This is a genomic window from Microbacterium sp. SD291, assembly GCF_017355365.1.
GTDB lineage: Bacteria > Actinomycetota > Actinomycetes > Actinomycetales > Microbacteriaceae > Microbacterium.
In genome coordinates this window covers 46,232-67,588 of record NZ_JADIJR010000015.1, presented here as the reverse complement: position 1 = coordinate 67,588, position 21,357 = coordinate 46,232, and the positions used below count along the sequence as shown (strand labels likewise).

The window sequence follows — 21,357 nt, the reverse complement described above, 5'->3', positions numbered from 1 at the left end:
GCGGCTAAGCCTTTTCCAATTCGTCCTCGTCTTCGTCGGCGTATTCATCCGCCCACTTGTCGACGTACTCGGGTTCCGAGTCGCTCGGATGCCCGAGCTCGCGTTCCAGAGCCGAATAGTTCACAGACGGACTGAACGACTTGAGTTCGCGGGCGATTTTGGTGTGTTTCGCCTTTTGACGGCCACGGCCCATGCGCGAGACCCCCTCACGAGTTAAGCTGCGGGCAACCAAGGGCCCGATGCATTCACGACACCGGCTCGCGGCCGGTAAGAGTAGCATTCAGAATAGCATGCGGGAAAGACCCTCTGGCTGATGCCAGGCTGGCGATTGGAGCGATCTCATGACCGACAGCACCTCCACTCCGTCCGAGGAGTCCGCCCAGAACGCGGCCCTGCAGAAGGCGGTCATCGTCGGGATGCAGCCCGACCAGGCGCCGCACGTGCTGGACGAGGCCATGCGCTATGCGCGGCTGCTCGGAGTCCCGCTCGTCGTCGCGCACGTCGACGTCACCCGCTTCGTCACCTACGAGGATCCGGACGGCTACGTGCACTCCGCGCCGATCGACATCAACTTCGAGGCCGGCGCCGCCGAGTTCGAGGCGGTGCAGGCCGCCGCCGCGGCCGCGCTCGACGGAACGGGACTCACCTGGACCGCCCGGCAGCTCGTCGGCGACCCTGCCCTCGCGATCAAGCAGCTCGCGAACAAGCTCGATGCCCAGCTGATCGTCGTCGGCACGCGCAAGCGCGGCATCGGCGAGTCGATCCGGGAGTTCTTCACCGGTTCGGTCGCCGCCCGCCTCGCGCACCGCCAGCACCGCTCCATCCTCGTCGTGCCGCTCGGCGAGCCCGTCCCGGACGACCAGAAGGAGATCTGGACGGAGTAGTCGGGCCGCCGGCATCCGCTCCGCCACCCTCGTGAGCGGGGGACAGAGCGGATGCCGAGGGCTCAGCGCCCGTTGAGCGAGGCGAGCGCCGCGGTGACCCCGCGGGCCGCGGCATCCAGTGCGTCGTCGAGGTCGTTGACGACGGATGCCGGAAGCAGCCCGCCTCTGGCGACGTGCGTGCGCAGGTCTGTGCGCACGCGTGCGCGGAACGCGTTGATCGCGGCATCCGCTCGGTGCATCTCCTCGCGGCTGATGATGCGCTCGTCGTCGACGGGCGTGCGCGGGCGGCTCTTCGACGCCTGGCGCTCGTCCTTCTCGGCGCTGGCGAGGTCGGCCCGAAGGCTCTTCATCGCCTCCTTCACGCTCTGCCGCACCTCGTTCGCGATCAGCCGGACCGAATCGGTGAGCCCGGCCTCGATCCCGGCCAGGTCGCCCTCGCGCGACGCGAGCTCGGCGCGTCCGGCATCCGTGATCGCGTAGATCGTGGTGCGGCCGTCGACGGTCTTGGTCACCATCCCCTCCTCCTCGAGCTTCGCGAGGCGCGGGTAGATCGTGCCGGCGCTCGGGGTGTAGGTGCCGCCGGTGCGGTCGGTGAGCGCCTGGATGATGCCGTAGCCGTGCTGCGGCGCCTCGGCGAGCAGCGACAGCAGGTACAGCCGCAGGTCGCCGTGGGAGAAGACGGCGGGGCTCATGCTTCCCACTCCGCATCGTTCGTGATGGTCTGCGGCGCGCGGCGGAGCACGGTGACCCCGCCGGAGACGGAGTTGGCCCGAAGGTCGACGAAGCGGCCGGCGAGCTCACCGGACGAACCCGAGTAGTTGCTCGGGCCCGACGAGCTGCGCTCGACGCCGTCGATCAGCAGCCGCCCGCTCAGCGAGCGCACCACGTAGTTCGCGGCGAGCGACTCATCCAGGCGCACCGTGGTGCCGCCCGACACGGAGTTCACGGTGATCGTGTTCACGTCGCCCGCGGCATCCACCAGCGTCGCGCCGGAGACGATGTCGACCGTGGCCTTGCGCACGGTGCCGGTCACGGCGATGTCGCCGGAGACGCTGTTCGCGTTGATCGATCCGGTGAGCCCGCGCACCTGCACGTCGCCCGACACCGTGTTGACCGTCAGATCGCCGATCAGGGTGTCGACGATGATGTCGCCGGAGACCGTGTTCAGCCGGGCGTCGTTGCGGATGCCGGAGACCAGCGCCCCTGCGCTCACCACGCCGAGGTTCAGGGCGATCGAGCGGGGGACTGCCACGCTCACCTCGGCCTTGGGGCCGCCCGAGCCGAAGTTGCGGAACACCTCGAGGAAGTTGTCCCAGCCGAGCTGCGGGTGGTCGATCTCGACCTCGCCGTCGTTCGATTCGACGCGGAGGTCCTTGATGGTGACGCCGTGCACCTCGATGCGGATGCCCGGCTCGTCGTGCGCGATCACGTCGACCTGTCCGCCGACGAGGCCGATCTTCAGCCTGCTGACGTTCTCGATGTCGATCACGCGTTCCTCGCCGGGGGCGATGAGCCACTTCTCGGTCATGTCTGCTTCTCCTGGGTTGAGGGATCACGATATATCGTGTTTGAGCACTGTAACACGATATATCTCGACTTTGTCAACCTCTGGGACCGGCTCTCGGCAACCTGCCAGGTCAGTCCAGCGGCGGCGTGTGCCAGATCCGGTCGATGTAGTCGCGGATCGAGCGGTCCGACGAGAAGAACCCGGTGCGGGCGACGTTGAGGATCGCGGATCGCGTCCAGGCGTCGTGATCGGCGTATACGGCATCCACCCGCTCCTGTGCGGCGATGTACGGGGCGTAGTCGGCGAGCACCATGAACCTGTCCTCGTAGAGCAGGTTCGACACCACCGGCTCGAACACCGAGCGGTCGCCGCCGGAGAACGCGCCGGACGCGATCAGGTCGACGGCGGCGCGCAGCCCTGCGTCCGCCTGGTAGTACTCGCTCGGCCGGTAGCCGCTCACTGTGAGCGCCTCGGCCTCGGGCTCGCTCATCCCGAACAGGAAGAAGTTCTCGTCGCCGACGAGCTCGCGGATCTCGACGTTCGCGCCGTCGTCCGTGCCGATCGTGAGCGCCCCGTTCAGCGCGAACTTCATGTTGCCGGTGCCGGACGCCTCCTTGCCGGCGAGCGAGATCTGCTCCGACAGGTCGGCGGCGGGGATCACCCGCTCGGCGAGCGTCACGTTGTAGTTCGGCGGGAAGACGACTTTCAGGCGCCCTTCGAGCCGGGGATCCGCGTTGACGACCGAGCCGACGGCGTTGATCAGGTGGATGATGCGCTTCGCCATCGCGTAGCCAGGCGCGGCCTTGGCGCCGAAGATCGCGGTGCGGGGCTGGACGTCGGATGCCGCGATCCGCCCCGAGACCACGCCCTCGTAGGTCGACACGATGTGCAGCACCTTGAGCATCTGGCGCTTGTACTCGTGCAGGCGCTTCACCATCACGTCGAGCATGTGCCCGTCACCGACTTCGAGGCCGTCGCGCTCACGCAGCACGTCGTTCAGGCGACGCTTGTTCGCCGCCTTCACCTCGCCGAATGCGGCGCGGAAACCCGCGTCCTCCGCGAGCGGCTCGAGCTCCCGCAGGCGCGCGAGATCCGTGACCCAGCCGTCTCCGATCGCCTCGGTGATGAGATCGGAGAGCTCGGGGTTGGCGAGACGCAGGAAGCGCCGGGGGGTGACGCCGTTGGTGACGTTGGTGAACTTCTCCGGGTAGAAGTCGTCGAAGTCCGTCAGCACCTTGTCGCGCAGCAGCTGGGAGTGCAGCTCGGCCACGCCGTTCACCTTGGCGCCGGCGACCGTCGCGAGGTACGCCATCCGCACGGAGCGGACCGGATGCTCGACGATGATCGACATGTTGCGGATGCGCATCTCGTCGTCGCCGTAGCGCTCGCGCACCTCGGCGAGGAACTCCTCGTTGATCCGGTAGATGATCTCCAGATGGCGGGGCAGGAGCCGGCCGAGCAGCTCGACCGGCCAGACCTCGAGAGCCTCGGGGAGCAGCGTGTGACACGTGTACGCGAAGCACTGCCGCGTGATCGCCCACGCGGCATCCCACGGCATCCCCTTCTCGTCGACGAGCACGCGCATGAGCTCGGGCACCGCGATCACCGGGTGCGTGTCGTTCAGCTGGAAGATCACGCGCGCGGGCAGGTTCGACAGGTCGTAGTCCTCGGAGAGCATGGTGCCGAGGAAGTCGTGGATGGATGCCGCGACGAAGAAGTACTGCTGCTGGAGGCGCAGCTCCTTGCCCTGCGGGGTGGAGTCCTCGGGGTACAGCACCTTCGAGATGTTCTCGGCGAAGGTCTGCGCGCGCACGGCCTCCTCGTAGTCGCCGGAGTTGAAGATCCGGAGGTCGAAGGCGTTCGTGGCCTTCGCGCTCCACAGGCGCAGGGTGTTCACGCGGCCGTTCTGGAATCCCGGGACCATGAGGTTGTACGGCACCGCCTGCACCGTCCAGGCGGGGATCCACCGGGTGCGTGAGACCCCCTGCTCGTCGAAGGTCTCGGTGTGACCGCCGAACGCGATGGTCTGCGCCTCCTCGGGGCGCGCGACCTCCCACGGCGAGCCGAGCGACAGCCAGGCATCCGGCTGCTCCACCTGCTGGCCGTCGACGAACGTCTGCCGGAAGATCCCGTACTCGTAGCGGATGCCGTAACCGATGCTGGGCGCGCCGAGGGTCGCGAGCGAGTCGATGAAGCAGGCCGCGAGGCGGCCGAGCCCGCCGTTGCCGAGACCGGGCTCGACCTCATGCGCTCGCAGCTCGTCGAGGTCGACCCCGCACGCGGAGAGGGCCTCCGCGGCGACTTCTGCGAGACCGCCGGCGAGGAGGTTGTTATCGAGCTGCCTGCCGAGCAGGTACTCGGCGGAGAGGTAGCAGACGGACTTCGCCTGCGTCTGCTTCTGGTGCCTCAGGTCCTCCAGCCATTGCGCCATCAGGTGGTCGCGTACGGTGTGCGCGAGCGCCAGGTAGCGATCGTTCGCACTGGATGCCGACAGGGCGACGCCCCTGTCGAAGTTGAGGTTGTGCAGGAACTGCGCGGCGAACGCGTCGGCGGTGCGCGGCGGAGCGGTCACGGGGGCGAGGGCGAGGGGATGCGTGGCGGTCACGCTTCGACCGTAGCGACTCCGGGTTTCGGATGGATAGCGCAGATGTTGCCGCGAGGTTGCTCGCAGGTCCCGCGGCGAACTCCGGGCGGCCTCCGCTTGACATTGACGCAACGTCAACTTCTACGGTGGAAGCAACCGAGAACGGAAGGAGGCGTCATGGACCGTCGTGACTGGTCGATCCAGGAGATCGCCCGGCTTGCCGGCACCACAAGCAGAACGCTGCGTCACTACGACGACATCGGACTGCTGCCGCCGACGCGCATCGCGCACAACGGCTACCGGCACTACGACGAGCACGCGCTCGTGCGGCTGCAGCGGATCCTGCTGCTGCGCGAACTCGGTCTCGGACTTCCGCAGATCGGCGAGGTGCTCGACCCTTCGACAGGCTCAGGGGCCCAGCAGGATACGGGATCGGCTCTCGAGACCCACCTCGCGCTGCTGCGCGAGGAGCAGGCCAGGCTGGCGCGGCAGATCGCGTCGGTCGAATCCACCATCAACGCATTGAGAGGAGGTGAAGAACTCATGGCAGAGAACATGTTCGACGGCTTCGACCACACCCGGTACCGGGAGGAGGTCGAGGAGCGCTGGGGCAAGAAGGCCTACGCCGACAGCGACCGCTGGTGGCGGGGGATGACGGATGCCGAGCGCTCCGAGTGGCAGCAGCGCGTGTCCGACCTCGGGCGCGACTGGATCGCCGCCGCGGAGAGCGGCATCGACCCGGCATCCGCCGATGCTCAGGACGTCGCGCGGCGCCACGTGGAGTGGCTCACGGGCATTCCGGGCACCCCGGCCGCGGTGCCGGGCGGAGACGTCAAGGCGTACGTGCTCGGACTCGGCGAGATGTACGTCGCCGACCCGCGCTTCGGCGCGAACTACGCCACCTCGGCGGGTGGCACCCAGGGCGCGGAGTTCGTCCGCGACGCGCTCCGCGTGTACGCGGAAGCGAACCTGTAGGGGCACGGCGTAGGGTCATCGCATGGCCCTACGCCGCAGCCGACGCACCGCCGCGTTCTCCTCGTTCCTGTGGGGGCGACCGAGGCGCGAGAGCCGCCGTGCGGCTCTCGCCATCGCACCGGCTGCCGCGCCGATCGCCGCCATTCCGTACGTGGGCACCCGTGGCCGGCGGCATCCGCTCATCGCGCTCGCCGCGGCCCCGTTCATCGTCGCGGGCCTCGTCTGCGCATATCTGGCCACCGACCGGAAGTGACTGCATGGAGCTGCTCGACGCCATCCGCCGCCGCAAGACCACGAACGGGCCGTTCCTGCCCGATCCGGTGTCGGAGGAGCATCAGCGGATCCTGCTCGAGGCCGCGGGGCGCGCTCCCTCGCAGCTGAACAGCCAGCCGTGGCGGTTCGTCGTCATCGAGAGCCGCGACACGATCGACCGGATCGCACGCATCTCGGGCGTGAGCATGACCGAGGCGATGTCGAACGGCACCTTCTTCGAGCGGTACAAGCCGTACTTCCGCTTCAGCCAGGCCGAGATGGAGGAGAAGCGCAGCGGGATGCTGTTCGACAGGCTCCCCGCGGCGCTGCGGCCCTTCACGAGCCAGGTGTTCACCAAGCGCGGTCAGACGCTGATGAACACGTTCGGCGTGCCGAAGACCCTGGGCGAGGAGAACCACAAGCTGGTCGCCGGCTCCCCGCTGCTCCTCGCCGTGATGCTCGATCGCCGCGAGTACCGACCGGGGCAGCTTTCGTCGTTCTACTCGGTGTTCAGCATGGGCGCGGCGATGGAGAACGTCTGGCTCACCACCGTCGAGCTCGGCATGGGCATCCAGCTCATCTCGTTCCCGATGGAGGTTCCCGGCCGCTGGGAGGAGATCGTCGCGCTGCTGCGAGTGCCAGACGACCTCGAACTGATGGCCGTCTACCGTCTCGGCTACCTGCCGCCCGATCAGCGGCGGCCGGCCATCGACTGGTCGAGCCACCAGCGCAAGCTCGTCTCGCAGTACGTGTTCCGCGAGAACTGCGGCGAGCCCCAGCGCGGCTGGGACGACCTGCCATGATGCGGGGAGCGGGCGACGCGTACGCGGCTAGAGTGGCGGCGTGACCCTCCGCCTCCTGCTGCTCGTCTTCGCGGGCGGCGCGATCGGCACGGCGGCTCGGCTCGCGATCGGGGTCTGGATTCCGGATGCCGGCGGCTTCCCGATCGCCACGCTGCTGGTGAACGTGCTCGGCTCGCTGCTGATCGGCGTCCTCGCCGCGCGCCTGCCCGGCACGACCGGGCTGAGGGTGTTCCTCGGCACCGGGATGCTCGGCGGCTTCACGACGTACAGCGCGTTCATGACCGGAACGATCGCGCTGTGGACGGATGCTCCGCTCCTCGCCTTCGCCTACGCCGCGGGCAGCCTAGTGCTCGGACTCGTCGCGGCTGCCGTCGGGTTGCGCATCGGCCGCCCGCGGGGCACCCGCACCCCGGCCGGAGCCGCCTCATGACGCCGCTGCTCTTCGTCGGCACCGCGCTCGCCGGAGGCGTCGGGGCCGCGCTGCGCTACCTCGCGGACCTCGGCATCGCGAAGCTCGCCGGCCGCCGCTTCCCGTGGGGGATCCTGCTCGTGAACCTCTCGGGATCCTTCGCCCTCGGGGTCGTCACCACGGCGCTGCCCGACCAGGCGCTGCTGCTCGGCGCCGGGCTCCTCGGCGGCTACACGACGTTCAGCACGGCGATGCTCGACACGGTCGCGCTCTGGCGCGACGGCGAGCGGCCGGCATCCGCCTTCAACGCGGTGGGGATGCTGGTTCTCAGCCTGGCCGCAGCGGGCCTCGGTCTCGCGCTCGGCTCCCTGCTCTGAATCGCGCCCGGATCGAGCGGTTGATGACCGACAACGCCTGGGCCTACCGCTGGTCGCTACGTGCCGTGTGCGCCGAGCACGGGGTCCGGCAGATCTTCATCAAGCCCCACTGTCCTTGGCAGAACGGCAAGGTCGAACGACTGAACCGGACCCTGGCGACCGAGTGGGCCTACCGCCAAACCTTCACTAACAACACTGAACGGACCGCAGCCCTTGCGCCCTGGCTCGAGCACTACAGCAATGAACGTCGCCACAGCGCACTCGGAGGCCACCCGCCGATCAGCCGCCTGTTACCAACCTGATGGCCGGGTACAACTAGAACCCGACGGTCTTGGATGCCGTTTCGGCTCCCAGCGTCCTCCCACCGCGAAACTGTACAAATGTACATGTACAGACGTACTGGGGGTGGGGATGACGGAGCGCACGCGCAGGCGACGCGACCCTGAGGCGCGCCGCCGCGAGATCGTGATCGCCGCCTCCGAGCTCATCGTCGAGATCGGCGTCGACGCGATCACCCACCGCAAGGTCGCGGCCCGTGCCGGTGTCCCCCTCGGGGCGACCACCCAGTACTTCGCCACGCTCGACGACCTCCGCGACGCCGCGCTCCGGTCGCTCGCCGACGAGGTCGAGACGCGCATCGAGATCACCCGCCAGGCCGTGATCGCCGACGGAGTCACGCCGGCGGGGCTCGCGAGCCTGATCCACCGGAGCCTCGAAGACGCCCGCGCCGTCCAGGCCGATCGCGCGGTGGTGACCGCGGCCGTGCACGACCCGCGTGTTCGCGAACTGGCGAGGCACTGGTCCGACGAGGTCGTCGGCTTCATCGCCCCCGTCCACGGGCGCGACCGTGCCAGGGCGGCTGCCGTCTTCATCGACGGCGTACTCTGGCACGCGCAGATTCACGACGAGCCGCTCGCCGAGAGCCTCATCCGCGACGCGCTCACCGGCATCCTCACGCCGGAGTCCGCCCCCGCAGCATCCGCACCGCACTCCCGCCGCACCGACTGAGAGAGAACCGTCTTGTCGAACCTCGCCGTCCTCAGCCTGAAGAACCGCGCGCTGATCGCGCTCATCACGATCGTCGCCGCGGTGTTCGGCGGGCTCGCGCTGACGAACCTCAAGCAGGAGCTGATCCCGTCACTGGAGCTGCCGGCCCTCGTCGTCATGACGAGCTACCCCGGCGCCTCGCCCGAGGTCGTCGAGAACGACGTGTCGACCCCCATCGAGTCGGCGATCCAGGGGGTCGCCGGTCTCGAGTCGACCACCGCGACCAGCACCACGAACGCCTCGATCGTGCAGGCGATGTTCACCTACGGCACGAACCTCGCCACCGCCGAGCAGAAGATCCAGCAGGCGCTCAACCGGATCTCGCAGCAGCTGCCGGATGACGTGAGCCCGCAGGTGCTGTCGGTGTCGATCGACGACTTCCCGGTGATCCAGGTCGCCGTCACCGGCTTCGACGACGCCGAGAACGCGCAGGCGGAGCTCGAGACGGTCGCCATCCCTGAGCTGGAGGACGTCGATGGCGTGAACGCCGCCCAGATCGTCGGCGGCGTCGGCCAGCGCATCACCATCACACCGGATGCCGCGAAGCTCGCCGCCGAGCGGCAGACCACGCAGGCCATCACCGGGGCGCTGCAGCAGAACGGCACGCTGTTCCCCGGCGGCGACATCACCGAGGACGGCCAGACCCTCACGGTCCAGACCGGTGCGAAGATCACGAGCGTCGACGAGATCGCCGCACTCCCTCTGGTCGGCACCGCCCTGACCATCGGCGACGTCGCGACCGTCGCGCAGGAGGCCGACCCGGTGTCATCGATCTCGCGCGTCGACGGCGAGGACGCGCTCTCCATCTCGATCACGAAGCTGCCCGCCGCGAACACGGTCGAGGTCTCGAAGGGCGTCATCGCGGCCCTCGACGAGATCGGCGAGGCGTTCCCGGATGCCGAGTTCACGATCATCTTCGATCAGGCGCCGTTCATCGTGCAGTCCATCGACACCCTGGCGACCGAGGGTCTGCTCGGTCTCGTGTTCGCCGTCATCGTCATCCTGGTCTTCCTGCTGTCTGTGCGCTCGACTCTCGTCACCGCGATCTCGATCCCGACGAGCGTGCTGATCACGTTCATCGGCCTGCAGGCCTTCGGGTACTCGCTGAACGTGCTCACCCTCGGTGCGCTCACGATCGCGATCGGACGAGTGGTCGACGACTCGATCGTCGTGATCGAGAACATCAAGCGCCACTACGTCGGCGACGCCGACAAGGGGGACGCGATCCGGCTGGCGGTGCGCGAGGTCGCGATGGCCGTCACCGCCTCCACCATCACGACGGTCGCGGTGTTCCTGCCGATCGTGTTCGTCGGCGACATGGTCGGCGAGCTGTTCCGGCCGTTCGCGATGACGGTGACGATCGCCATGGTCGCCTCGCTGCTCGTGTCGCTGACGATCGTGCCGGTGCTCGCGTACTGGTTCCTCCGCCCGGGCAAGCCGCTGCTCGATGCCACCGGAAGCGCGATCGATCCGGAGCATCCGGATGCTCCGCCCACACCTCTGCAGCGTGCGTACCGGCCGATCCTCGGCTGGACCCTGAAGCACTCCGGCATCACTGTGATCATCGCGGTCGTCGTGCTCGGGGCCACGCTCGCCGCCGCGCCTCTGATGAAGATCAACTTCCTCAGCGATTCCGGTCAGAACACGATGCGGGTCACGCAGGACCTCGGTCCCACCGCGAGCCTCGAGACGAAGTCGGAGGCGGCGATCGCCGTCGAGGAGGCGCTGCTCGAGATCGACGGCATCGAGCATGTGCAGGCGTCGATCGGGTCGAGCGGCTCCGCACTGCGGGATGCCTTCTCCGGCAGTGCAGGCGTGACCTACTCGGTGCTCACCGACGGCGACGCCGACCAGGAGCAGCTGCGCGCCGACGTGCAGGACGCGATCGACGGGCTGTCCGACGTCGGCGAGGTGTCGGTCGCGGCATCCACCGGCCTCGGCTCCAGCGACATCGAGATCTCCGTCTCGGCATCGAACTCGGAGGACCTCGAGACCGCCACGGCGGCCGTGGTGGCCGAGCTCGACGGCCGCGACGGCATCGGTCAGGTGACAGACAACCTCGCAGCGTCTCTCCCGTACCTCGCTGTCGTCGTCGACAGGGACGCGGCGGCGGAGCGCGGTCTGTCCGAGGTCGCGGTCGGCACGATCGTGTCGAACACGATGCGCCCGCAGCAGCTCGGCTCGGTCGAGATCGACGACACCGCGCTCACCGTGTACCTGACGACCTCCGAGCCGCCGGCCACCGCGCAGGCACTGCGCGAGCTGGCGATCACGACGCCGCTCGGCATCGTGCAGCTGCAGGACATCGCCGCCGTCGAGGAGCGCAACAGCCCGACCTCGATCACCACCGAGCAGGGCCGCCGCACCGCGACGATCACCGTGCCGCCTGCGTCCGACAACCTCGCCGTCGCCACTCAGTCGGTGAACGAGGCGCTCGCCGCGGCGGACCTGCCGGACGGGGCCTCTGCCGCCGTGGGTGGCGTGGCCACCCAGCAGGCCGACTCGTTCTCGCAGCTCGGCCTCGCGATGCTCGCCGCGATCCTGATCGTCTACGTGGTGATGGTGGCGACGTTCAAGTCGCTGCGTCAGCCGCTGCTGCTGCTCGTCTCGGTGCCGTTCGCGGCGACCGGCGCGATCCTGCTGCAGATCGTCACCGGCGTGCCGCTCGGCGTCGCCTCGCTGATCGGCGTGCTGATGCTGATCGGCATCGTGGTGACGAATGCGATCGTGCTCGTCGATCTCGTCAACCAGTACCGCGAGAAGGGACTGCCCACGGCCGAGGCCGTGATGGCCGGCGGCGAGAAGCGTCTTCGCCCGATCCTGATGACCGCCCTCGCGACGATCTTCGCCCTGACCCCGATGGCCCTCGGCATCACCGGTCACGGCGGGTTCATCTCGCAGCCTCTCGCGATCGTCGTGATCGGCGGGCTCGTCTCGTCGACCGTGCTCACGCTGGTCGTGCTGCCGACGCTCTACAACCTCGTCGAGGGTGCCAGGGAGCGGCGCAGGGCGCGCAAGGGCGGAGCGGATGCTGTCGGCGGGGATCCCGCGACAGGCACCGCGTCGTCGGGGGAGCAGGATGCCGCGGCATCCGCCCCCGTCGGCGACCTGTCGCAGGCGCCGCAGCCCACCCGCCGGCAGTTGCGCGAACACCCGCTCGAGTGAGGGAACCCACAGCGCGCGCGGCTCTCGAGCTGCGCCCTGTCGTCGCCTTCCACCCGAAGGGCGACCACAAGGCGCACCCGCGGGCGGGCGACGTGGCAGTCACCTCGTCGAGGTGCGCGGCGTCGTCATCTCGCGGACGAAAGACGACGACAACGCGCACCCGGCGCGGCACGCTCGGTGCACGGCACCTGCCGGACTCAGCCGAGCTCGATGCCCCAGCTGAGCGTCCAGGTCTCGCCCGGGGCGAGGCGACGGATGCCGAGGCCGCTGTTCAGCGCTTCGGCCGGCGCCGTCATCGGCTCGATCGCGACCGCCAGGGCCTGACCGGGGTAGCCGGGCGTCGTGTACACCTGCAGGTAGTCGAAGCCTTCGCCCTGCCACAGCGTCACACGGCGGCCGTCGGGGGCGGTGAGCGTGGTCCTGACGCGTCCGTCGGCGTCGCGGATCAGAGCGGTGAAGCCGGTGTCGAGGTCGGCATCCCCGAGCCGGATGCCGTCGCGCAGCGCGGCCTCTGCGGGGCTGGTGCCGGTGGGCAGCATCCGCTCGTCGGTGTCGAAGGCGGTCGCCGCGGGGATGCGCAGCACCAGCTCGTGCGGGTCGACGTCGCCGATGGTGACGAACGGGTGCGTGCCGAGTGCGACGGGCGCCGCGGTCGCCGACCGGTTGGTGAGCGCGTGGGTGACCTCGACGCCCGCGGCATGCAGCGAGTAGGTGACGTTCGTCTCGATCAGGTACGGGTAGCCCGTCTGCGGAACGATCGTGGCATGCAGCGTGGCGGCCCCTGCATCCGCCTGCTCGATCTCGTACGCCGTGAATCGCAGCAGTCCATGGCTGGCGTTGCCGAACTTCGGCTCGGTGATCGCGAGCTGACGGCTGGATCCCTCGTCGTCCCACAGCCCGTCGCGCACGCGATTGGGCCAGGGCGCGAGCACCACCCCTGAGCATGATGGCGTGGGCTCGTCCAGCGGATACGGCGGCACGAGGTCGATGCCGCCGATGCGGAGCGAGCGGAGGGACGCGCCGACCTGGGCGATCTGCGCGTCGACGTCGCCGAGCCGGAGCTCGACCTGGCGGCCGGTGGGGGAGACGTTGTTCACCCCGCAATCGTACGGGGAGGATTCTCAGGTGCGACCGGTAGACTTCCGGGGTCGGCTTCGGACACCCGCGCATGGCGCGGACGTTTTTGTGTAAGAAGTGTGAGTCCAGGGGCCGATGGTGAGCGTCGATCGACGCAAATCAACCATCACATGAATGGCCCCGGCCGCTGACAGTCCGGACCCGCGCTCAGGCGTGGTGCTCGCGCGTGTGCGCGGCGCTGTTCTCGTGCGAGAACTCAGAAGGACACAACCGATGCCCAAGAACAAGAAGCCCCGCGGCGGACGCCCGTCCGCCAACTTCGAGCCCCGCTACGGCGCGAAGAAGACCTCGTTCCACGACCGCCACGCCGGCGCCGGCGCCCGCGACGGCGCCCGCGATTCGCGCGGCGGACGAGTGGATGCCGGTGAGCGGCGCACGGCGCCGACCGGCCCCGGCAGCCGCAGCGCCGGCCACCGCGGCTACCGCCCCGCCGAGGCGGAGGGCGGCGCGCCCAAGCAGCGCTGGAACGCGCAGGAGCGCGCGGGCCGCGACGAGGCCCGCGGCATCCGCAACCGCGCCGAGTCCGGTCGCCGTGAGGCTCCGCACCACCGTGACGAGCGCGGCGAGCGTCCGCGATTCGACCGCGGTGGCGAGCGTCCTCGCCCTTCGACAGGCTCAGGGACCCAGCGTTTCGATCGTGCCGAGCGTCCTCGTTTCGAGCGGGACGACCGTCCGCGTCGTGACGACCGTGGCTTCGGCGACCGGCCGAACCGTGCCGGCGACCGTGGCGGCCAGCGCTTCGAGCGCACCGGCCAGCGCCCCACCGGCCAGCGCCCCACCGGTCCCGGTTCCTACCGCGACGACCGCGGCGCCGAGCGTCCCCGCCCTTCGACAGGCTCAGGGACCCAGCGTTTCGATCGTGCCGAGCGCCCTCGTTTCGAGCGGGACGACCGTCCGCGTCGTGACGACCGTGGCTTCGGCGACCGACCGAACCGTGCCGGCGACCGCACCGAGCGCCCGCGCTTCAACAGCGATCGCGGTGCCGAGCGTCCCCGCTACAACAGCGACCGTGGGGCCGAGCGTCCCCGTTTCGACCGTGACGACCGTCCGCGCCCTTCGACAGGCTCAGGGGCCCAGCGCTTCGATCGAGCAGCCGAGCGCCCTGAGCGCTCCTTCGACGCCGATCGCGCACGCCGTGCCTTCGACCGCGACCGCACGCAGCGTTCGATCGAGGGCGGCCGCGACGAGCGCTCGCGCCCGTCGACCGGTGGCGCGTACCGCACCGAGCGTCCCCGTCGTGACGACCGCACCGCTCGCGACACCCGTCCCAGCCGCGATGACTGGAACAAGACCCCGAAGGCCGCGTTCGAGCCGACGGATGACGTCGTGCACGAGCGCCTCGAGGCGAAGTCCGTCGCGGCCGTCGAGGTCGATGGCGTGAGCTTCGCCGATCTCGGCCTCGGCTCCAACATCGTCGAGACCCTCGTCGGCATGGGCGCGGCGACGCCGTTCCCGATCCAGGCCGCCAGCATCCCGGCCGTGCTCGAGGGCCGCGACGTCCTCGCCCGCGGCCGCACCGGCTCCGGCAAGACCATCGCGTTCGGCGCACCGCTCGTCGAGAACGTCCTGAAGTCGCAGGCCGGCAAGCGCCGCGAGTTCGGCCGCTCGCCGCGTGCGATCATCCTCGCCCCGACGCGTGAGCTCGCGCTGCAGATCGACCGCACGATCCAGCCGATCGCCCGCAGCGTCGGCCTGTTCACCACGCAGATCTACGGTGGCGTCCCCCAGGGCCGCCAGGTGGGTGCGCTGAAGAAGGGCGTCGACATCGTGATCGGCACGCCCGGACGCATCGAGGACCTCATCAACCAGGGCAAGCTCGACCTCTCCGACTGCCGCATCGCGGTGCTCGACGAGGCAGACCACATGTGCGAGCTCGGGTTCGTCGAGCCGGTGCAGCGCATCCTCCGCCACACCGCCGACGGAAGCCAGAAGCTCCTCTTCTCGGCAACGCTCGACCGTGAGGTCGCCGCGCTCGTCGACGAGTTCCTCGTCGACCCGGCCGTATACGAGGTCGCGGGCGAGGACCAGGACTCCAGCACGATCGAGCACCGCGTGCTCGTGATCGAGCACCGCGACAAGGCCGAGATCCTCACGTCACTGGTCGACCGTGCAGGCAAGACCCTGGTCTTCGCCCGCACCCGTGCCTACGCCGACATGCTCGCCGAGCAGTTCGACGACGCCGGCATCCCGGCCGTCTCCCTGCACGGCGATCTCAACCAGGCCAAGCGCACGCGGAACCTCGAGCGGCTCACCTCCGGTCGCGTGAGCGTGCTGGTCGCGACGGACGTCGCCGCCCGCGGCATCCACGTCGACGACATCGATCTGGTGGTCCAGGCGGATGCTCCGGACGAGTACAAGACGTACCTGCACCGCTCCGGCCGCACCGGCCGCGCCGGTCGCTCGGGTCGCGTCGTGACGCTCATCACGCGTCAGCGTCAGCGCCGGATGACGGAGCTGCTGCAGCGCGCGGAGATCGATGCGCCGTTCGAGAACGCGCGCCTCGACGACGACATCATCGAGGAGATCGCGGGTCGCGTGCCGACTGCCGCCGACCTCACGTCCTGAGCCGTGCTCCGAAGGCCCCGTCCCGGCATCCGCCGGTGCGGGGCCTTCGTCGACTTCACGTGAACTCGCCGAGCTCAGGGGAACTGCGCGTCGACTTCGCGTGACGTCGCCGAGTGCACGAGTACTCGACGTCGACAGGCCGTGCAGTCGGCGGATGCTGAGCGGCGCTGTGGCCGCAGCGACTGCCGCGGAGCGTCACGCGAGCGCGTGCTCGTGGATGCTCGAGGTCAGCGTCGTGCCGTTCAGGTCGAGGTAGAGCACCTGCTCGGTCACGGTCAGAGTGATGGTGTTGCGACGCTCGATGAGGGGAGCTGCCGAGTCGATGAAGCCCGGGTCGAAGCTGAAGACCCGGATGTCCTCGGAGCGATGGATGCGCTTGTCAGCCCACGGCGCCATGACCTTCGCCGGGTCGCGGTGCGTGTAGACGACGGTGCGCTCGGCGAGCCGGCTGCCGTAGTGCAGGCGCTCGGCGTCGGGGGCGCCGACCTCGATCCAGGCTGTCGTCAGGCCGGTGAGGTCGCGCACGAGGACGGCGGGCTCGTCGGTCTGGGAGATGCCGCCGCCGAACGTGATGCCCTCGGTGAACTCGAGTCCGTACGCGAGGACGCGGGTGAGCATGTACGCATCAGTCTCCGAAGGATGCCGCGCGACGCGCAGGGAGAAGTCCTCGTAGACACCACGGTCCATGTCTGCAAGCTGCACATCGAACGTGTGCATCGTCGAACCGATAGCCATAACGACCGAGCCTACGCGTCGACGACGGGGCCCGGTGACCTGCGCTCGGCCGTGAGCTCTTCGATCAGCTCGGCAGCGCGAATCGCCCCGCCGAACGACCGCAGCTCGGCGGCGACCCCGGCTGCTGCCTGTCTGACCGACGGATCCGTGACGATCCGCCGGTAGCCGGCCTCGACCTGGCGGGCGTTCGGGGTGCCGGTGCGCAGGTTCACGCCGGCGCCCGTCCACGCCACTCGGGCGGCGATCTCGGGCTTGTCGAGCTCGCCGCCGGCGATGACCAGCGGAATGCCGTGCTCGAGAGCGGCGAGGGTGCCGCCCCAGCCGCCGTTCGTGATCATCGTGTCGACGCGGGGGAGCAGCTGCGCGTAGGGGAGGAACCCGGCGACGCGGGCGTTCGGCGGCACGGCGAAGGGAAGCTCGCTCCGGCCGAGCGCACCTGTCGCGACGACGACGAGCGCGTCGAGATCGGCGAGCGCTTCGAGGGCGGGCCTGATGAGGTCGTCCGGGTCGGTGTTCAGCGTCCCCTGGGTCACGTGGACCACGCGGCGCCCCTCGAGGTCGCCCCACCACGGCGGGAGGTCGGCGGCGGGGGTCGGAGCAGGCGAGGCGGGCGTGGCGAGTCGTCCGACGAAAGACAGCTCGTCCGGTCGGTCTGTACGGCGGAAGTCGAGCATCGGAGAACCCGACGCGATGATGAGCTCGCGTGAGAAGAGCATCCGATCAAGGCCCAGCCCCGAGGCGGGCAGGTCGACGGCCGCACGGGCTCTGGACAGCGGACCGAGGATCGGACGTGAGATCAGCGGAACGACAGCTCGCAGCAGCGCATCGCGCGCCCGTGTCACCGGGTTCCGGCCGGGCTGAAGGCCCAATCCGCTCGGGGGACCCTGAGATCCCGCCAGGTGCAGGGGCAGCACCGCGACGGTGGCCAGATGCGTGTGCTCCAGCTCATCGAACAGCACCGCTCCCAGCGACAGCTCGTCGCCCACGATCGCGTCCCAGGGTTCGCGATCGAACTCCTCGCGCAGATCGGCGACCTGCGCCGGCGCGGTCTCGATGAAGACGTCCTGCACGTTGATCAGGAGCTGCTGCAGCCCCTTCTTGCCGACGAGGCGGGGGAAGGCCGCCGGCAGATCCGTCTCGTCGAAATCCGGCGCTCTTCGCCATGGGACGAGGGATGCTCCGGACGCTTCGACGCCGTCTCGGAACGCGCTGCCCGTGTAGAAGCGCACGTGGTGCCCGCGGGACACGAGCGCATGAGCGACGGCTCGCATCGGCGTGACGTGTCCGGTGAACGGCATCGCGCTCACGAGAATCCGTGCCATGTCCGACCCCCAGCGTGGTCACTCCTGATTGTCGCGCGGAACTCGCGCCGCCGACAGGGGTTCTGCCGGCGGCGTCTCGGCGGGCGGGGATCAGAAGAGCATCGGCTGGAGCGGTGCGGATGTCGCCGGCGGGCCCTTCGCCGTCGCGAAGCTCGGCGAGGGCCTCATGCCTCGCACGGGGTAGTCGTCCTCGTGCCGGCCATCGAGGCCATGCATCCGGATGAGCGGTCGTGCGCGCTTCGCGAGCCACTGCCGGTACGGCTTCGGCGCCTCTGCCGACATGCCGGGGTACAGGCCCCGGTACGACGAGACGAGGTCGGGACGGAAATCGCCGAGCCACTGCATGAACCACGGCTTCACCCCAGGGCGCAGGTGCAGCGCGCCGTAGATCACGCGAGTGGCGCCTGACTCCTTGATCCGCGTCAGCGCGCTGTCGATCGCCGCGACGGAGTCGGTCATGTGGGGCATGATCGGCATCAGGAACACGGTGACCCGGAACCCGGCATCGGTCAGCGCGCGCACGGTGTCGAGTCGCGCCTGGGTCGTCGGCGTGCCCGGCTCGATCGCCTTCTGCAGCTCGTCGTCGTACATCGCGATGGACATCTGGATGTCCACAGGCACTCGCCGCGCCGCTTCCACCAGCAACGGGATGTCGCGGCGGATCAGCGTGCCCTTGGTCAGCACGGACATCGGGGTGCCGGATGCCGCGAGGGTCTCGATGATCCCCGGCATCAGCTTGTAGCGACCCTCGGCACGCTGATACGGATCGGTGTTGGTTCCCAGCGCCACGGTCTCGTGCTGCCAGCTGCCGCGCCGCAGCTCGCGTTCGAGCACGTCGACCACGTTCACCTTCACGACGATCTGCGAGTCGAAGTCGGAGCCGCCGTCGAGGTCGAGATACTCGTGAGTGCCGCGGGCGAAGCAGTAGACGCATGCATGACTGCATCCACGGTACGGATTGATCGTCCAGGCGAACGGCATCCGCGAAGCTCCTGGCACCTTGTTCAGCGCCGACTTCGACAGCACCTCGTGGAAGGTCATGCCGGCGAACTCGGGCGTGGTGACCGTACGCAGGATTCCGGTCCGCGCCTCGAGACCGGGGAGCGCAGCGGCATCCACCTCTCCGAGCTTCTGTCCCTGCCACCGCATACCTTCATTCGAACATAGAAACGACAATCGGTCAACATCGGGTCAGAAGTCTGTTCGAAAGGAAATGAGGGAGAATGGAAGCATGAATCCCGCGCCGCAGCCTCAGCACGCGGCGCCGCGTTCCCCGATCCACGGACCCGCGCTGCCGATCGGCCTCGCGGTGACCGCCATCGGAATCCTGCTCTCGATCGCGACTGCTCCGGTGGCCACTTCGGCCGAGCGCGTTCAGGCCATACCCGAGCCGGTTCTGGTGCAGGAGGTTCCTGCCGTGCAGGTCGGCGCGACGGTCGCAGCGGACCCCTGCTCCGAGCCCGTGGTGCAGGAGGCGATCGCCTCGGCGGATGACGCGGCCACGATCGCCGGCTTCGGCGGCGGCGAGAGCTTCCGCGCTGCCGTCATCGCCGGGAACGCACCCTGCGTCTCGCTCGACGATCCCGCCCACGTGTGGGTGGTCGTCAACAAGTCGCGTCCGCTCGACCCCGTCGACTTCGCCCCGGCCTCCCTGGCGGAGATGCCGCTGCAGATGACGACGGCCTCAGGGCGTGCGCGCGCCGACGTCGCCGCTGCGGTCGGCGTCATGGCTGACGCGGCGGAGGCCGCCGGGGTCGGCCGGATCGGCGCGAACAACGGCTACCGCTCCTACGATCTGCAGGTGCGCACGCACGCGACCCACGTCGAGTCCCGAGGGCAGGACCAGGCGGATGCCGCGTCCGCCCGCGCCGGTCACAGCGAGCATCAGACCGGCCTCGCCCTCGACCTCGTCGCCTGCAGCCCGCAGTGCGGCGGGATAGAGGCGTTCGGCGCGACCGCTCAGGGGGCGTGGGTCGCCGAGCATGCCTGGGAGCACGGCTTCATCGTCCGCTATGAGCAGGTGGGCACCGGAGTGACCGGATATCAGCCGGAGCCGTGGCACCTCCGGTACATCGGCACCGAGCTCGCCGCCGCCTATCACGACGGCGGGTTCCACACGCTCGAGGAGTTCTTCGGCCTCCCCGCAGCACCCGACTACGCGCACTGATCCGGTCGGTCCGGCTGCCTGTTGCGGCATCCGACAATCGCGGTACCCAGTCTCACGAATTGTGGGACGCATTCTCACAAATCGCTGTCTTCGCCCATGTTTCCGGCATAGAATCACCGGAGCAACGACGCACGAGACTCACCGGAGGACCCCATGGAACGCGACATCTACGAAGAGGACCACGAGGCATTCCGCGACCTCGTCAAGGACTTCGTCAAGCGCCACGTCACGAACGAGGCCATCGAGAAGTGGGACGCCGCCGGCGAGATCGACCGCCCGACCATGCTCGCCGCGGGCGAGGCTGGTCTGATCGGCCTCTCGGTCCCCGAGGAGTTCGGCGGCGCCGGAATGCTCCAGGACTACCGCTTCCGCACGATCGTGATGGAGGAGGTCATCGCCTCAGGCGCAGGTTCCCTCGCCGGCGCCTTCGGCATCCAGGACGACCTCGCCGTCCCCTACCTCGTGCACATGGGCACTCAGGAGCAGAAGGAGAAGTGGCTGCCCCGCATGGCCAGCGGTGAGGTGCTCGGCGCTCTCGCCATGACCGACCCCGGTGCGGGCTCCGACCTCCGTGGCATCAAGACCAACGCGAAGAAGGTCGACGGCGGGTACATCCTCAACGGCGCGAAGACGTTCATCTCCTCCGGCTCCACGGCCGACCTCGTCGTGACCTTCGTGAAGACCGGAGAGGGCAACCGCCCCGACGCCTTCAGTCTGCTGCTCGTCGAGAAGGGCATGGAGGGCTTCGACCAGGGCAAGAAGCTCAGCAAGATGGGCTTCCACGGCTGGGACACGGCCGAGCTCAGCTTCACCGACGTGTTCATCCCCGACGAGAACCTGATCAGCGGCAAGGAGGGTCAGGGCTTCATCCAGCTGATGATGAACCTGCCTCTCGAGCGCCTGTCGATCGGCGTCGCCGCCGCGGCCGCCGCGCAGGCGGCTCTGGGCTGGACCGTCGCCTACACGAAGGACCGCGAGGCATTCGGCGAGCGCGTCGCCGACTTCCAGAACACCCGCTTCCGTCTCGCCGACATGGCCGCGACGACCGACGCGATGTGGGCCTACGTCGACCGCGCGCTGCTCGCGTACAAGGACAGCAGGCTCTCCCCCGAAGACGCGGCGAAGGTCAAGTTCTGGACGACGGAGCGCGAATGGGAGGTGCTCGACATCGGCGTGCAGCTGCATGGCGGCTACGGCTACATCATGGAGTACCCGATCGCGCGGGCCTTCACCGACGCCCGCGTGCACCGCATCTACGGCGGCACCAACGAGATCATGCGCGACCTGGTCGGTCGTCAGATCGCCGGCAAGCGCTGACGCATCGTTTCGAGGAGGGCTCCGGATGCTGCATCCGGAGCCCTTCCTCGTGCCCTGGTGCAAGCCGCCCCCGCGACCCCTACCGCGTGCGTGCGGCGGGGACGCGGCCGC

19 protein-coding genes and 1 pseudogene are annotated in these 21,357 nt (G+C 69.2%); 12 read left to right on the top strand and 8 right to left on the bottom strand.

Annotated elements, in window-relative coordinates; translation table 11 throughout:
- Positions 1-4: 4 nt before the first annotated feature.
- The gene (locus IPV10_RS10275) at positions 5-193 is read right to left on the bottom strand and encodes a DUF3073 domain-containing protein (RefSeq protein ID WP_207483459.1); all 189 of its coding nucleotides are present in this window, start codon (positions 191-193) and stop codon (positions 5-7) included.
- 148 nt (positions 194-341) lie between these two features.
- On the opposite strand from IPV10_RS10275, the gene IPV10_RS10270 reads away from it, so the two are divergent.
- Positions 342-884 (top strand): universal stress protein, encoded by a 543-nt coding sequence (locus tag IPV10_RS10270; protein ID WP_207483430.1) that lies wholly within the window; start codon positions 342-344, stop codon positions 882-884.
- A 62-nt stretch (positions 885-946) separates the two neighbouring features.
- Here IPV10_RS10270 and IPV10_RS10265 read toward each other — a convergent pair whose 3' ends face one another.
- The 3 genes from IPV10_RS10265 to IPV10_RS10255 all read right to left on the bottom strand — a co-directional run bounded on the left by IPV10_RS10265 (position 947) and on the right by IPV10_RS10255 (position 4,996).
- Positions 947-1,576 carry a PadR family transcriptional regulator gene (locus tag IPV10_RS10265; protein ID WP_207483428.1) on the bottom strand — a complete coding sequence of 210 codons (630 nt, stop codon included), beginning with the start codon at positions 1,574-1,576 and terminating at the stop codon, positions 947-949.
- Complete coding sequence (locus IPV10_RS10260; RefSeq protein WP_207483426.1) at positions 1,573-2,412, bottom strand: DUF4097 family beta strand repeat-containing protein; 840 nt, start codon at positions 2,410-2,412, stop codon at positions 1,573-1,575. The genes IPV10_RS10265 and IPV10_RS10260 overlap by 4 nt, the downstream gene beginning before the upstream one ends.
- A 109-nt stretch (positions 2,413-2,521) precedes the next feature.
- Positions 2,522-4,996, bottom strand: a complete 2,475-nt coding sequence (locus tag IPV10_RS10255; RefSeq protein ID WP_207483424.1) for a glycogen/starch/alpha-glucan phosphorylase — start codon at positions 4,994-4,996, stop codon at positions 2,522-2,524.
- A 156-nt stretch (positions 4,997-5,152) separates the two neighbouring features.
- Between IPV10_RS10255 and IPV10_RS10250 the strand changes: the two genes are divergently transcribed.
- The 8 genes and pseudogenes from IPV10_RS10250 (at position 5,153) to IPV10_RS10215 (ending at position 12,003) form a co-directional block, all read left to right on the top strand.
- Positions 5,153-5,950, top strand: coding sequence for a MerR family transcriptional regulator (locus IPV10_RS10250; RefSeq protein WP_207483422.1), 798 nt, complete (start codon positions 5,153-5,155; stop codon positions 5,948-5,950).
- A gap of 22 nt (positions 5,951-5,972) precedes the next feature.
- Complete coding sequence (locus tag IPV10_RS10245; protein ID WP_207483463.1) at positions 5,973-6,203, top strand: hypothetical protein; 231 nt, start codon at positions 5,973-5,975, stop codon at positions 6,201-6,203.
- Between the two features lie 4 nt (positions 6,204-6,207).
- Complete coding sequence (locus tag IPV10_RS10240; RefSeq protein ID WP_207483420.1) at positions 6,208-7,005, top strand: nitroreductase family protein; 798 nt, start codon at positions 6,208-6,210, stop codon at positions 7,003-7,005.
- A 40-nt stretch (positions 7,006-7,045) separates the two neighbouring features.
- Positions 7,046-7,435, top strand: coding sequence for a CrcB family protein (locus IPV10_RS10235; RefSeq protein WP_207483418.1), 390 nt, complete (start codon positions 7,046-7,048; stop codon positions 7,433-7,435).
- A complete protein-coding gene (locus tag IPV10_RS10230) occupies positions 7,432-7,791 on the top strand; it encodes a CrcB family protein (RefSeq protein WP_207483416.1) in 360 nt (119 codons plus the stop codon). The genes IPV10_RS10235 and IPV10_RS10230 overlap by 4 nt, the downstream gene beginning before the upstream one ends.
- Positions 7,792-7,796: 5 nt before the next feature.
- Positions 7,797-8,093 (top strand): annotated as a pseudogene (locus IPV10_RS10225) (integrase core domain-containing protein); the annotation flags it as partial.
- A 109-nt stretch (positions 8,094-8,202) separates the two neighbouring features.
- Positions 8,203-8,799 carry a TetR/AcrR family transcriptional regulator gene (locus IPV10_RS10220; RefSeq protein WP_207483414.1) on the top strand — a complete coding sequence of 199 codons (597 nt, stop codon included), beginning with the start codon at positions 8,203-8,205 and terminating at the stop codon, positions 8,797-8,799.
- A gap of 12 nt (positions 8,800-8,811) precedes the next feature.
- Complete coding sequence (locus tag IPV10_RS10215) at positions 8,812-12,003, top strand: efflux RND transporter permease subunit (RefSeq protein WP_207483411.1); 3,192 nt, start codon at positions 8,812-8,814, stop codon at positions 12,001-12,003.
- A gap of 197 nt (positions 12,004-12,200) precedes the next feature.
- Here the strand turns inward: IPV10_RS10215 and IPV10_RS10210 are convergent, their stop codons facing one another.
- Complete coding sequence (locus IPV10_RS10210) at positions 12,201-13,100, bottom strand: aldose 1-epimerase family protein (protein ID WP_207483409.1); 900 nt, start codon at positions 13,098-13,100, stop codon at positions 12,201-12,203.
- Between the two features lie 253 nt (positions 13,101-13,353).
- Here IPV10_RS10210 and IPV10_RS10205 point away from each other — a divergent pair, with 253 nt between their 5' ends.
- A complete protein-coding gene (locus IPV10_RS10205) occupies positions 13,354-15,705 on the top strand; it encodes a DEAD/DEAH box helicase (RefSeq protein WP_207483407.1) in 2,352 nt (783 codons plus the stop codon).
- Positions 15,706-15,900: 195 nt separating this feature from the next.
- On the opposite strand, the gene IPV10_RS10200 is transcribed toward IPV10_RS10205, so the two are convergent.
- The 3 genes from IPV10_RS10200 to IPV10_RS10190 all read right to left on the bottom strand — a co-directional run bounded on the left by IPV10_RS10200 (position 15,901) and on the right by IPV10_RS10190 (position 18,911).
- Entirely contained in the window at positions 15,901-16,440 is a 540-nt protein-coding gene (locus tag IPV10_RS10200; RefSeq protein ID WP_207483405.1) for a YaeQ family protein, read from the bottom strand.
- Between the two features lie 11 nt (positions 16,441-16,451).
- The gene (locus IPV10_RS10195) at positions 16,452-17,762 is read right to left on the bottom strand and encodes a glycosyltransferase (protein ID WP_207483403.1); all 1,311 of its coding nucleotides are present in this window, start codon (positions 17,760-17,762) and stop codon (positions 16,452-16,454) included.
- A gap of 90 nt (positions 17,763-17,852) precedes the next feature.
- Positions 17,853-18,911: an Rv2578c family radical SAM protein gene (locus tag IPV10_RS10190; protein ID WP_242684847.1), complete on the bottom strand. Its 1,059-nt coding sequence runs from the start codon at positions 18,909-18,911 to the stop codon at positions 17,853-17,855.
- Between the two features lie 82 nt (positions 18,912-18,993).
- On the opposite strand from IPV10_RS10190, the gene IPV10_RS10185 reads away from it, so the two are divergent.
- The gene (locus tag IPV10_RS10185; RefSeq protein ID WP_207483401.1) at positions 18,994-19,929 is read left to right on the top strand and encodes a D-alanyl-D-alanine carboxypeptidase family protein; all 936 of its coding nucleotides are present in this window, start codon (positions 18,994-18,996) and stop codon (positions 19,927-19,929) included.
- 153 nt (positions 19,930-20,082) lie between these two features.
- Positions 20,083-21,246, top strand: coding sequence for an acyl-CoA dehydrogenase family protein (locus tag IPV10_RS10180; RefSeq protein WP_207483399.1), 1,164 nt, complete (start codon positions 20,083-20,085; stop codon positions 21,244-21,246).
- Positions 21,247-21,357: the final 111 nt, after the last annotated feature.